Annotated in this window: 11 protein-coding genes and 1 tRNA gene; 7 read left to right on the top strand and 5 right to left on the bottom strand. The window is 58.1% G+C overall.

Features of this window, described 5'->3' with window-relative positions; all coding sequences use genetic code 11:
* Nucleotides 1–7 precede the first annotated feature (7 nt).
* The 3 genes from ROO76_22255 to groES form a co-directional block, all read right to left on the bottom strand.
* Nucleotides 8–1,687 (bottom strand): FAD-dependent oxidoreductase, encoded by a 1,680-nt coding sequence (locus ROO76_22255; GenBank protein MDT8070894.1) that lies wholly within the window; start codon nucleotides 1,685–1,687, stop codon nucleotides 8–10.
* Nucleotides 1,688–2,030: 343 nt separating this feature from the next.
* Entirely contained in the window at nucleotides 2,031–3,698 is a 1,668-nt protein-coding gene (gene groL, locus ROO76_22250; GenBank protein ID MDT8070893.1) for a chaperonin GroEL, read from the bottom strand.
* A gap of 107 nt (nucleotides 3,699–3,805) precedes the next feature.
* The gene (groES, locus tag ROO76_22245; protein ID MDT8070892.1) at nucleotides 3,806–4,129 is read right to left on the bottom strand and encodes a co-chaperone GroES; all 324 of its coding nucleotides are present in this window, start codon (nucleotides 4,127–4,129) and stop codon (nucleotides 3,806–3,808) included.
* A 437-nt stretch (nucleotides 4,130–4,566) separates the two neighbouring features.
* On the opposite strand from groES, the gene ROO76_22240 reads away from it, so the two are divergent.
* The 4 genes from ROO76_22240 (at nucleotide 4,567) to ROO76_22225 (ending at nucleotide 7,551) form a co-directional block, all read left to right on the top strand.
* Entirely contained in the window at nucleotides 4,567–5,748 is a 1,182-nt protein-coding gene (locus ROO76_22240; GenBank protein MDT8070891.1) for a M48 family metallopeptidase, read from the top strand.
* Nucleotides 5,749–5,796: 48 nt separating this feature from the next.
* Nucleotides 5,797–6,219: a carboxypeptidase-like regulatory domain-containing protein gene (locus ROO76_22235; GenBank protein ID MDT8070890.1), complete on the top strand. Its 423-nt coding sequence runs from the start codon at nucleotides 5,797–5,799 to the stop codon at nucleotides 6,217–6,219.
* Nucleotides 6,220–6,374: 155 nt separating this feature from the next.
* A complete protein-coding gene (locus ROO76_22230; GenBank protein ID MDT8070889.1) occupies nucleotides 6,375–7,001 on the top strand; it encodes a cytidylate kinase-like family protein in 627 nt (208 codons plus the stop codon).
* Complete coding sequence (locus tag ROO76_22225; protein ID MDT8070888.1) at nucleotides 6,994–7,551, top strand: type 1 glutamine amidotransferase domain-containing protein; 558 nt, start codon at nucleotides 6,994–6,996, stop codon at nucleotides 7,549–7,551. Before ROO76_22230 ends, ROO76_22225 begins: the two co-directional genes overlap by 8 nt.
* A 110-nt stretch (nucleotides 7,552–7,661) precedes the next feature.
* On the opposite strand, the gene ROO76_22220 is transcribed toward ROO76_22225, so the two are convergent.
* Complete coding sequence (locus ROO76_22220; GenBank protein ID MDT8070887.1) at nucleotides 7,662–8,408, bottom strand: hypothetical protein; 747 nt, start codon at nucleotides 8,406–8,408, stop codon at nucleotides 7,662–7,664.
* A 281-nt stretch (nucleotides 8,409–8,689) separates the two neighbouring features.
* Here ROO76_22220 and ROO76_22215 point away from each other — a divergent pair.
* Nucleotides 8,690–8,766: transfer RNA gene (locus tag ROO76_22215), tRNA-Arg, on the top strand.
* Nucleotides 8,767–8,820: 54 nt separating this feature from the next.
* A complete protein-coding gene (locus tag ROO76_22210; protein MDT8070886.1) occupies nucleotides 8,821–9,594 on the top strand; it encodes a GNAT family N-acetyltransferase in 774 nt (257 codons plus the stop codon).
* A 285-nt stretch (nucleotides 9,595–9,879) separates the two neighbouring features.
* On the opposite strand, the gene ROO76_22205 is transcribed toward ROO76_22210, so the two are convergent.
* Nucleotides 9,880–10,107, bottom strand: a complete 228-nt coding sequence (locus tag ROO76_22205) for a hypothetical protein (GenBank protein ID MDT8070885.1) — start codon at nucleotides 10,105–10,107, stop codon at nucleotides 9,880–9,882.
* A gap of 130 nt (nucleotides 10,108–10,237) precedes the next feature.
* On the opposite strand from ROO76_22205, the gene ROO76_22200 reads away from it, so the two are divergent.
* Nucleotides 10,238–12,955 carry a heavy metal translocating P-type ATPase gene (locus tag ROO76_22200; GenBank protein ID MDT8070884.1) on the top strand — a complete coding sequence of 906 codons (2,718 nt, stop codon included), beginning with the start codon at nucleotides 10,238–10,240 and terminating at the stop codon, nucleotides 12,953–12,955.
* Nucleotides 12,956–12,971: the final 16 nt, after the last annotated feature.

The raw sequence follows: 12,971 nt of genomic DNA, 5'->3' as shown, positions 1-12,971 counted from the left end.
ATTCTCTTTAAAGCTCCGCGAGAACGCGATGCACCAGGTGAACTGAGATAGCGCCTTCGCCGACGGCTGAGGCGACGCGCTTGACGCTTCCGGAGCGAACGTCACCGACGGCGAAGACGCCGGGAAGGCTGGTTTCGAGCATTAGCGGAGTGCGCGTCAGAGTCCAACCGGGTGCGGGCGCCCCTCTCAATGTGTCGAGGTCGCGCCCGGTAAGAATGAATCCCTTGTCGTCGAGCGCCAGGCAGCCGCGCAGCCACTCGGTTCGCGGTGACGCTCCAGCCATGATGAAGACATGGCGAATCGGATGCGTCGAGGTCTCGCGGGTAGTCTTGTCGATCCAGGACACAGATTCGAGATGACCGACGCCCTGGATGTCGGCGATTTCAGTGTTGTAATGAATCTCGATGTGAGGGTTTTCCGCGATCCGCTGGATGAGGTAACGCGACATGGTGTCGGCGAGGCCCCCGGAGCGCACGAGCATGTAGACCTTGCGCACGGTCTGCGAAAGGAATACCGCAGCCTGTCCGGCGGAGTTACCGCCTCCGACAACGATGACGTCTTCGCCTTCGCACAGCTGCGATTCCATGAAGGTCGCTCCGTAATAAACGCCCTGGCCTTCAAATTTGCGAAGGTTTTGCAGGTTCGGTTTCTTGTACTGCGCTCCGGTGGCGATCACGATGCTGCGGGCGGAAAGAACGCGGCCGTCGTCAAGAAAAACCTTGTAGGGATTTCGTTCGCAATCGAGTTTCACGATGCTGTGGGCGACCATCATTTTGGCGCCGAACTTCTGTGCCTGGTGCGTAGCTCGTGACGCCAGCTCCTGGCCAGAAACGCCAGTAGGGAAACCGAGATAGTTTTCGATTTTGGAGCTTGATCCCGCCTGGCCTCCAGGCGCTTCCGTTTCAACCAGCAAAACATCAAGGCCTTCAGAGGCGGCATAGACAGCGGCGGCGAGGCCCGCAGGCCCGGCTCCAACGATAACAAGGTCCTGTGCTTGTCCGCTATCGACGTGCTGGTTCATGCCGAGACACTCGGCAAGGCATTGCGTGGACGGATTGCGGAGCACTGTCTGTCCGTTGCAGATGACGACCGGGATCTCGTCGAGCCTGACTTCGAACCGGTCAAGAAGTTCCTGAGACATCTTATCGGTATCGAGGTCGACGTAATGATGAGGATATCCGTTACGGCTGAGAAACTCGCGGAGACGAAGGGTGTGCGCCGAGTGGCGCGAGCCGAGAATTATCACATTGCCGAGGTCGTTTGTGATGAGCGCCAACCGTCGCAAAATGAACGCCCGCATCATGATTTCGCTCAACTCGGCATCGCGGGCAACCAGCGATCGAAGTCCCTCGGGACTGAGTTCGAGGAAATCGCCCGGCTCGGTGATGCGTCCAAGAACGAGTGAAGGCTGGCCGGAAATCATGTTCACCTCGCCGGTAAATTCTCCAGCGTTGTGTTGCACGATCAGCCGGTCGCCTTGGTAGCACGGCTGCACAATTTCCATGCTGCCGGAGAGTAGAACGAAGAATGGTACGCGGGTCTCTCCGGGACGAAACAAGACATCGCCAGGTGCTACCTTTCGCTGCTTTGCGATTGGGCGGATACGACCGATCTGGGCTTCGGTCAAAGCAGGAAACATCTGCGTGCGAGCATCGAGCGCGCTGGGTACGGGAAAGGAAGACATCATGCCACCTTCGCGAAGTTACGAATACTAGATGAAGGACGAGAGGCTTTGGCTTCAAAGGAGAACTCCTGTCCTGAGGGAAAGCCGCTTTGCGCTCGACGCCACCATGTGTGCAGGCGCCAAGTCCATCAGCCACAATCGAGCGCCCGCATCGCGAGCAGAAACAGGGCGAAGGGGGCGGTGGAAAATCGCACAGCGGTCAGCGACAGGACTGTAGCCTGACTTCGCCGATTTCCGGTACCCAGTTGATTTTTCGGCCAAAGCAGATTGCAGTTTCCAAAGAAGAAGCCCCACCCTGGCAACTGAGGCCAGGATGGGGCACCTACTTTCAACGAAACTGCTCGGTTTAGTACATGTCGCCCATGCCGCCGCCGTGTCCGCCGGGCATTGCCGGAGCTTTCTTTTCTTCCGGCAGTTCGGCGACCAGTGCTTCGGTCGTCAGCATCAGTGCGGCGATAGAGCCCGCATTCTGCAGCGCGGTGCGGGTAACCTTGGTCGGGTCGATGACGCCGGCCTTCACGAGGTCGGTGAACTCGCCGCTCTGCGCGTTGTAGCCGTAGGAAGGCTCCTTGTGATCGCGGATCTTGCCGATCACGACCGCGCCCTCTTCGCCGGCGTTGCCGACGATCTGGCGCAGAGGCTCTTCCAGAGCGCGCTTCACGATGTTGGCGCCGATGGCCTCGTCACCCTCAAGCTTCAGGGCTTCGACGGCCGAGATGCAACGAACCAGGGCAACGCCGCCGCCCGGAACGATACCTTCCTCGACAGCCGCGCGGGTTGCGTGCATCGCGTCTTCAACGCGCGCCTTCTTTTCCTTCATTTCGGTTTCAGTAGCCGCGCCGACCTTGATTACGGCAACGCCGCCAACGAGCTTCGCCAGACGCTCTTGCAGCTTCTCACGGTCGTAGTCGCTAGTGGTCTTTTCGATCTGGCTGCGAATTTCCTTCACACGGCCTTCGATCTCGGACGACTTGCCCTTTCCCTCGACGATGGTGGTGTTGTCCTTGTCGACGGTCAGCTTCTTGGCCTGGCCGAGGTCGGCCATCTGGACGTTTTCCAGCTTGATGCCGAGGTCTTCGGTGATGGCTTTGCCGCCGGTGAGGATCGCGATGTCCTGCAGCATGGCCTTGCGGCGATCGCCGAAGCCAGGCGCCTTCACGGCGCAAACCTGCAGGGTGCCGCGCAGCTTATTGACGACCAGGGTGGCCAGAGCCTCGCCCTCGACGTCTTCCGCAATGATGAGCAGCGGACGGCCGCTCTTGGCGATCTGCTCGAGCAGCGGGAGCAGGTCCTTCATCGAGCTGATCTTCTTCTCGTGGATGAGGATGATCGCGTTCTCCAGCACAGCTTCCATGCGCTCGGGGTCGGTGACGAAGTACGGCGAGAGATAGCCGCGATCGAACTGCATGCCTTCGACGACTTCGAGCTGCGTCTCCATGGTCTTCGCTTCTTCGACGGTGATGACGCCGTCCTTGCCGACCTTCTTCATGGCTTCGGCAATAATGCGGCCAATGGTCTCATCGTTGTTGGCCGAGATGGTGCCGACCTGGGCGATGAGTTCGTCGCGATCAACTTTCTTGGAGAACTTGTCGAGTGCGCCTGGGATGCGGTTGCCTTCCGCGTCCACAGAGCCTATGACCGCGGCGACGGCCTTCTCGATGCCGCGCTTCAGGGCCATCGGGTTCGCGCCGGCGGCAACGGTCTTCACGCCTTCACGGAAGATGGACTGCGCCAGAACGGTGGCGGTTGTGGTGCCGTCGCCGGCCACGTCGCTGGTCTTGCTGGCGACTTCGCGGACCATTTGGGCTCCCATGTTCTCGAGGGCGTCCTTCAGTTCAATTTCCTTTGCGACGGTAACGCCGTCCTTGGTGATGGTCGGCGAACCGAACTTCTTCTCGATGACAACATTGCGGCCCTTCGGACCGAGTGTCACCTTGACTGCGTCGGCGAGAATGTTGACGCCGCGCAGGATAGCCTGCCGCGACTCTTCGCCATGAACAATCTGCTTAGCCATATCAAAATCTCCTCAAGTTTCAAAATTCGTTGAACAGCAGATCCCTTGCTACGGTCGTGATGACAAAGGGCTGGACATCACGGTGCAGCATCAGAGCGCGAAGCGGATTACGACGCCTTCTTGACGCTCTTGGCGGTTCCGGTCAGGACGCCGAGGACTTCTTCCTCGCGCTTGATCAGGAAATCTTCGCCATCAATCTTGATTTCGGTTCCGGCGTACTTGCCGAACAGGATGCGGTCGCCTGCCTTCACCTGCAGGGGGAACACCTTGCCCTCGTCATTGCTCTTTCCAGGGCCGACGGCGATTACTTCGCCTTCCTGCGGTTTGTCCTTGGCGGTGTCGGGGATGATGATTCCGCCACGGGTGGTTTCGGCCTCCTCAACGCGGCGTACCACGATGCGGTCATGCAGAGGTGTGAGCTTCGTTGACATTCTGCAACTCCTTTCGAAGTGTGTGCTTTGGGTATCTTTGCGGTTTAAATTTGGCCCGCGGGGGCGGGCAGAACTTCGGGGCCGAGCGGTTGTTAGCACTCAGGCTCAGCGAGTGCTAATGTAAATGACTCCAGGTTTAGCTGTCAAGCAGAAGCGATTGAAATTCAATGTAAGTATCTGATTGGCAGAGACTTACTACCAATTACCGTCAGCATTGATATTAGCCGCCTTCGGGGCTGGTCTTCAACCCGGGTATTCAATTTTTCCCAGAAGTAACCGTCGGTGTCATTCGCGAGTACACCTTCGCTGCCGAGCAGCTCGGTGAATGACACTGCTGCTTTCATTGAGGACCATCGAGTCTACTTAGTGGGCAACGTCATTGGTTATGCCATGACTCTTAATGGTCAGGCTGCTGTCATCCGCATCGGTAATTGCAAATGCTTCGCCCGCCCTCCCCAGCGCGTCCGCTCCTGTTCACAATTGCGAAGTTCGTCCGGTACTTATTGCCGCTGATTCTATGCTGTGTTGGATTGCCGCTCACTGCCCAGGTTGCGCAACCGCCTGCAATGATGGGGGAGCTTTCGAAGATTGAAAATCCGCGAACCGGAGAGATTAGTCTGCAGTGGGCGGAAGCGACTTCACAGGCCATTACTCCACCGGCGACACCGATCACCGGGGCCAAACTGAAGAAGCATATCCCCAAGAAGTACGACGTCCACCTGATTGGCGATCGGGGAATAGGGAAAGGAATCAACTTTTACTCGATCCAGAGGGAAGAAGCGCTTGGACGCGAGATGGCGCAGGAAGTGGATCAGAACGCGCGCATCCTGAAGGATCCCGTGATCAACGAATACGTCAATCGGTTGGCACAGAACCTGGTGCGCAACTCCGACGCGGTGGTGCCATTCAAAGTCAAGATAATCGAAGACAATGAGATCAACGCATTTGCGCTGCCGGGTGGCTACTTCTACGTTGATACGGGCCTGATCATGGCGGCGGAATCAGAGTCGGAACTGGCCGGGGTGATGGCACACGAGATCGCGCACGTGGCGGCGCGGCATGCGACGCGCAACATGACGCGAGGCCAGATATGGAATGTCGCTTCGATTCCGTTGATCTTCATTGGCGGTCCGGTGGGGTTCGCGGTGGAAGAGGCGGCGGGGCTCGCGGTTCCGATGGGTTTCCTGAAGTTCAGCCGTGACAACGAGCGCGAGGCCGATTTGCTTGGGATCGAGTACGAGTACAAGGCCGGGTACGATCCAACAAGTTTCGTGAACTTTTTCGAAAAGTTAAAAGCGCAGGAGAAGCACAAGAAGAACTTCATTGCGAAGGCGTTCTCGACACACCCGATGACGGCGGACAGGGTAGAACGCGCACAAAGAGAGATCGCGGAGTACCTGCCGCCGCGGCCGGAATACATTGTCGACACGAGCGAGTTCCAGAACATCAAGGCGCGCCTGGCCTCAATCCTGAATGAGCGCACGCTGCTGAAAAAGAAATCCAATGGCCCAACCCTCCTGAAGTCCGAGCACAAGGGCGGTAGCGATCAGACGAACGTCAGTGGGGCGAAGGACAGCGATCGTCCGATCCTGAGACGTCCAAAGCTTGGCCAGCCCTGATGACAGGGGCAATCCAGCCGCTTACAATAGAATGCGAGGTGGCTTTAGATGAGGAAGACCTCCATTCTTATTGTTGCGGTACTTCTGTTGCTGGGGATTTCCTTCGCGCAGAAGAATAAGAAGAAGAAAGACGAGAGTAACGCCAGCAACTTGAAATTTTCTGTCGTGAAGGCGTCGAATGGTAAGCCGGTGCAGTTTGCGGCGGTGATTCTGCATCCGGTGGACAAAGATGGCAACCAGGAATCAGGGGGAGTGAACCTGAAGACGGATATGGAAGGGAAGACCTCGTTTCCAGGCGTTCCCTATGGGAAGCTGCGTGTGCAGGTGATTGCGCGCGGGTTCCAGACATACGGCCAAGACTTCGACATCAGCCAGCCCTCGCAGGAGATTGTGATCAAGCTGGACCCACCGGCGCACCAGTACTCCATCTACGGAGACGACAATAACGGGCAGCAGAAGAAGCAGCAGTAAGCAAGCGACCGAAGAATTGAAGATTGAGTGAACCGACTGAAAACCGCGCACCATGCGCGGTTTTTTATTAGCGCTGGATGCGTGACCGCTATCACTGCATGGGGGCACGAAAGTGTTTAAAGTGAAAAGTAGTGCGGAGATTGGAGGTCACACCAATGATTCGCACGATTACACTTGCCCGCGAATACGGAACCGGTGGCGGAGAAATAGCACAGCGCGTCGCCAGACGCCTGGGATGGGATCTGATCGATCGCAGCCTGATCGACCAAATCAGCGAAAAATTTCATGTTAGTCCGAGAGCCGCGCGGGAACTCGACGGGCGCGGTACGTGGTGGCTGGAGCGCATCGCGCGGGCAGTGTGGCTCGAGACGGGCGGTACCACGGTCGACGTGGCTGACGCCGAAAACATTCACGAGTTCACACGCAACGCGATCCTGGAAGCGAGCTACCGGGGAAAGTGCGTGATCGTCGGTCGAGGCGGCCAGTGCGTGCTGCGAGACCGGCCCGACGTACTGCATGTCTTCCTCTTTGCTCCACTTGAGTACCGGCTGGAACGATTGCGCCGGCAATATGCCAGCGAGAAAGAGCTGCTGAAGGCTGTTGCCCGTGTCGACGAGGAACGTTCCGCCTACATTCGCGAATTTCACGACACCGAATGGAAGGATCCGTTGCTGTATCACCTGTGGATCAATGCCAAGATCGGAATCGAGGCGGTGACAGAATTGATCGTCAACACCGCGAAGGCTCCCTCTCTCCTGAACCAGGAGATCCGTCATGGATAGTAGAACAAAGCACGCCGTAGTCGTGGCGATCGACGCAGGCTTCGACGAAATCGAAGCCCTGTATGCCAAGTACCGCCTCGAAGAGGCAGGTTACCCAGTGTTTGTGATCGGCCCAAAGGGCCAAGAAACCTATCTCGGGCGACACGGGTATCCGTGCAGGACTGACCTGCCATTTACGGAGATACAGGCGCGGCTATGCGACGGCATCGTCATTCCGGGCGGCTGGGCGCCTGCTCGACTGAGAATCGATGGAAAATTGAAGATGCTGGTCGGCGAATTCTTCCGCGCGGGCAAACTGGTCGCGACGATTTGTCATGGTGGATCGGTTGCGATTTCCGCCGAGATTTGCCGCGGGCTTCGTATGACGGGCAGTCCGGCGATCCTGGACGACTTGCGAAATGCGGGAGCATTAGTCGAGGATGCTTCGGTTGTGGTGGATCGAAATGTCATAACCAGCCGGACGACTGCTGACCTTCCGCACTTCCTGCCAGCAATCCTTCAAGTTCTGGCGACTGGAGTCGCGGCCCGAGAGGAACAGTTAACGAAGTAGAAGTACGCCAAGACTCAACTCGAACCGCGGATTTTCGCGGAGGGACGCGGATGGAGATGGCGCGGTAGCTTTCAAATATCAGCTGGTAATTCCGGATCACCTTTCAAGGCTTAGTTTCCGGCCGTGTGAAGGACATGAATCTTTTCTGTCGTTAATCCCTTTGCAGCCAGGTAGCGTTGGAAGCGAATGAGCGGGTCCCCTAGCGGATCGGGCATTTGCGTGTTCGTTGCATTGTGAGCATGAACGATTGCGGGGCCGCGGTGATTGCGCGCTCGGCGGACGGACTCGCTGACGACACGGAATATGGCGACGGCGTCGTGGCCGTCAACATCGATTTCCGGAATTGCCGCCCGAGGATTGAAAAAGCTGTTGGTCAACACGACACAAACCAGTGGCCAGGCGCGCGATCGGGCGTCCTCCATGAGCTCTTGAAAGGATGCCGACCGGAAGGCGTCCTCGGGGCAGATGGCAATGACGGCGCTGTGGCGGTTTTGCTTCGCAGAATTGCAGGCAATAGTAATTTTGGCGATCTCCAGCGGAATGATTGCGGTTTCGGGATGAACGACAGGGTACAGGGTGCGACCGTCGGCGGGAGCGGCCAGCGTGTCGATACGGTGCAGGACCGTAGCCGTGGCGATCGCAGTCGCTTCGCTGATCACCGGAGCGACATTGCGTGACTGTGCCCAGAGGCGGCTTTCGAGCATGGCGTCATACATGGCGCGGAGCGTGGCGTGGGACAGGGGGAATTCCTGTGGCTGTGCGTCGGGGTTCTGTGGCCGGGACGACTTTCTGATTTTCGCGGCAGGAGACTTTCTTCTTCGTTTGGCTTTCTTTACGATCGTTTTGGCGGGAGGCATGGAGAGACTCTTATACCATTTTGGGAATCGATAAACAGGTACACACGTTCTGTGCCAAAACGACCCACCCATTTTCAACACCTTTGTGGAAATGGGCACGGAAAAACTTACTGTGTAGCGATTTCATGCGCTATTAATGCAGGGTTGAGCGGTTTGCACATTGCTGGGTGCGTCCACGGAACAAAGATTCTGCGCTGAAAGGAAATGACTTACTGGTAGATTCGTGTGTGCGATGGATTGGGGAATCGTGTAGAGTGTTGGTGTTTATGCAACTGATGGGTGGCCCCGTAGCTCAACTGGATAGAGCATCAGTCTTCGGAACTGAGGGTTGCAGGTTCGAGTCCTGCCGGGGTCGCCATAGTTGCAGACTGCGATTCGCGCGCCTACCCGGGGCAGGTGACCGAACCGATCCATGATTAGTCCACAACTTCACAACGACAAATCTGGTTTGAACATTACAGTTCGTTCGTGCACAACGCTCGACGAGTTGGAAGAGTGTGTCCGGATTCAGCGCGAGGTCTGGCATTTTTCCGAGTCGGAGTTGGTGCCGTCTGACATCTTTGTCGTGGCGCAGAAGACGGGCGGGCAAATCATTGGAGCGTTTGATGGTGAGCGACAGGTCGGTTTCACGCTGGCATTTATGGCGGCACACGATCGCGACATGTATTTGCATTCGCACTTTGCCGCAGTGCTGCCGGAGTACCAGGGAGCGGGGATAGGGCGCCTACTGAAACTGGCGCAGAGGGACGACGCCCTGATGCGTGGGATTCGACGGATCGAGTGGACTTTCGATCCCTTGGCGCTGATGAACGCGCACTTCAACCTGAATCGGCTGGGCGCGATCGTGCGGCGCTACTTGTTAAATGTCTACGGCGTCACGTCCAGCCCGCTGCACGGGAATATTCCGACCGACCGCCTGGTGGCCGAGTGGTGGCTGGACTCGCCGCGCGTGGTTGCGAGAGCTGAGGGTAAGAATCCGCCGGAAGAAACAGGAGAGATTCGAATTTCCTTGCCGCGGAATGCGACGGAGCTGCTGAGATCAGGTTCGGCGAACGCGGCGGCGATCCAGGAGCGGATTCGGCGGCAATTTCAAGACTATTTTGCTGAGGGCTATGCGGCGGTTGGGGTGGAATTTGCGGATTCGCAAGCCAGCTATTTGTTGACCAAGAACTCCGGAATTGCTTAGCTTCGTCCATCTGCTGAGTACGTCAAAAAGGGCCCGAATGCAGGAGCTTTCTCCGTAAAAGTTGCCGTCTAAGGCGCAATTCCTTCCTTGAAATTTCCGAATGGCGTCACTTAACTCCTTTATTTCCGATAGCCCAGAAATGGCAATGCCCTTGCATTATGCAAGGGCAGACGAAGTGGCGCGTAAAGGGGTTTTCCGAAAGGTTACTCGGCCAGAGGCTTTCGGGGGACCCCTTTCAATATGTTAGACCAACCCTGGTATCCCGCCTAGATCTAAATTCGTTTCTCAGACCAACTGCAGTTTTTCGCCGAGTTCCAGGCCGGTACGCCGCAAGAGCGCGGCGACGGTGTCGTGGTTGAGGCGGGTGGCATCGTATTCGACGCGCATGGTGCGCTCCGCCTCATTGAAGCGAATGCGGCGAATGCCATAGACCTCGCGAACGTCGTCCATGGCGCGCATGACGGTTTCAGTTGGCGGGTACAGGTATTTGAAAACGACGTCGACTGAAGTCATTCAATCCTTCCGAATGTAACTCCCAATTCTACTTACGAATTTACTATAGGTGCGGGACTGCGGGAAGTGCCTGCTCGAGCGGAGTTGCATCGGATTGTTGCGGGGAGCATCTTGGAATGGTAGAGCGATCATGAATCCAGAACAGAAAACGCAAGAGACTGTACGAGTGAAGGATCCGGTATGCGGAATGATGGTGGATCCTGCGGCAGCACGGGGCGGCAGCTTCGAGCACAAGGGCACGACTTATTACTTCTGCAATCCACGATGCAACGAGAAGTTTCAGGCAGAGCCGGAGAAGTTTCTCGCGCCGAAAACGGCGGAGGCCACCCGGGTGAAGGATCCGGTATGCGGAATGATGGTGGATCCTGCGGCGGCGCGCGGTGGCAGTTTCGAGCACAGGGGCACGACGTACTACTTCTGCAATCCACGATGCAACGAGAAGTTTCAGGCAGAGCCGGAGAAATTCCTCGATCCCAATTACAAGCCGGGTATGCACGCGATGGGCGGCGGAATGGTGCAACTCGGGGCCAAGCCGGTGACAATTGGGGCGGCGGCCAGTCCGCATGATCATGCTGCATCGGACCCACATCTGCCAAAAGAGGGCAGATATGCGGCACCGGTTCAGAAGAGTTCTGAGGGCGCGAAGAAGCCGGCTTACATCTGCCCCATGTGTCCAGAGGTGCGGTCGGAGGTTCCGGCGGCGTGTCCTTCGTGCGGGATGGCGCTGGAGGCAGAGTTTCCGGTGGCGCAGTCGGGCAAGGTGGAGTACGTCTGCCCGATGCATCCGGAGATTGTTCGCAACGAACCGGGTAGCTGCCCGATCTGCGGCATGGCTCTGGAGCCGCGTGTGGTCACGGCGGCGCAGGAGGAGAATCCCGAACTGAAGGACATGACGCGGAGGCTCGTCATCGGGCTGGTGCTGGGGATTCCGCTGCTGGGCCTGGCGATGGCGCACATGTCGTTCGGGCTGTTCGCCCATAGCGAGCGGACCGTGGCGTGGATTGAGTTGCTGCTGTCTACTCCGATCGTGTTCTGGTGCGGGTGGCCGTTTTTTGAGCGCGCGTGGAACTCGATCAAGTTCCGTTCGCCGAACATGTTCACGCTGATTGGCATGGGCGTGGGCACGGCGTACGGGTACAGCCTGGTGGCGACTGTCGCGCCGCAAATTTTCCCGCCAACGTTGCGCGGGATGCACGGCCAGCCGGGTGTGTATTACGAGGCGGCTGCGGCAATTACCGTTCTGGTGCTGGTCGGGCAGGTTATGGAATTGAGAGCCCGCAGCAGAACTTCGAGCGCCATTCGCGCTCTGCTGGATCTCTCGCCGAAGATGGCGAGAGTGGTGGAGGCGAATGGAGCCGAGCACGATGTTCCGCTCGAGACGGTGCAGGTTGGGCAGACGCTTCGGGTGCGGCCGGGCGAGAAAATTCCGGTGGATGGTGTGGTCCTCGACGGCGCGAGTTCGGTGGACGAGTCAATGATTACCGGTGAGTCGGTACCGGTGGAGAAGAACGAAGGCACGCGCGTGATCGGCGCAACCGTGAATGGCACCGGAAGCCTGCTGATTCGCTCGGAGCGCGTCGGCTCGGAAACCATGCTGGCGCAGATCGTCAAGATGGTGAGCGAGGCGCAACGCAGCCGCGCGCCGATCCAAAGGCTCGCGGACAAGGTGGCGGGGATTTTCGTTCCTGCTGTGGTTGGTACGGCGATCGTGACATTCATCGTCTGGTTCTTTGTCGGGCCGGAGCCGCGGCTTGCGCATGCGATCGTGAATGCCGTGGCGGTGCTGATCATTGCATGCCCGTGCGCGCTGGGATTGGCGACCCCGATGGCAATCATGGTCGGCACAGGACGCGGCGCGCATGCCGGCGTGCTGATTCGCAATGCCGAGGCGCTGGAAACGATGGAAAAGGTTGACACCATCGTCGTCGACAAGACCGGGACGCTGACGGAAGGGAAGCCGAAGGTCCAGGCGGTGAAAGCCGCTGCTGGATACAGCGAGGACGACGTCCTGCGATTGGCCGCAAGTTTGGAGCGCGCGAGCGAACATCCCCTGGCGGCATCCATCGTGCTTGAGGCGGAGCGCCGGGGATTGACGCTTACGGCAGTGGGCGAGTTCCGTTCGCTTACGGGACGCGGGGTGGTTGGAACCGTGGACGGCAGGGAAGTCGCCGTCGGCAATGAAGCGCTGTTGCGGGAACTGGGAGTTGGAGTAAATTCTGCAACTGACGCGGCAAACGGTTCCGCGCTGAATGTTGCGGTAGGGAAGCAGTTTGCAGGCAGGATCGAAGTAGCGGATCCAATTAAGTCCACGACTCGGGAAGCGCTAGCGGCACTGAAATCGGAAAAAGTCCACATCGTCATGCTTACGGGCGACAGCAGGGCGACGGCTTCCCACATCGCGGGAGAACTCGGAATTGAGGAGTTCCATGCGGAAGTGTTGCCGCAACGCAAGTCGGAAATCGTGAAGGCGCTTCAGGCGAAAGGTCGGCGGGTTGCAATGGCCGGCGACGGCATCAACGACGCTCCCGCGCTGGCGCAGGCCGATGTCGGGATTGCGATGGGGACTGGGACGGATGTAGCGATGGAGTCTGCGGGCATCACGCTGCTGAAAGGCGATCTGCGGGGCATCGTTCGGGCGCGAAGGTTGAGCGAGGCGACGATGCGCAACATCCGGCAGAACCTGTTCTTCGCGTTCGTCTATAACTCGCTGGGGGTGCCGCTTGCGGCGGGCATTCTCTACCCGTTCTTCGGGCTGTTGCTGAGCCCGATCATTGCGGCCGCAGCAATGAGCTTCAGTTCGGTGTCGGTGATTACGAATGCGCTAAGGCTGAGGACAGCGAAGCTTTAACCACCAAAGACCCCCA

This window comes from Terriglobia bacterium (assembly GCA_032252755.1).
Classification (GTDB): Bacteria; Acidobacteriota; Terriglobia; order Terriglobales; family Acidobacteriaceae; genus JAVUPY01.
Note: the sequence above shows the minus strand (reverse complement) of the source record. Positions and strands in the feature narration are given on the sequence as shown.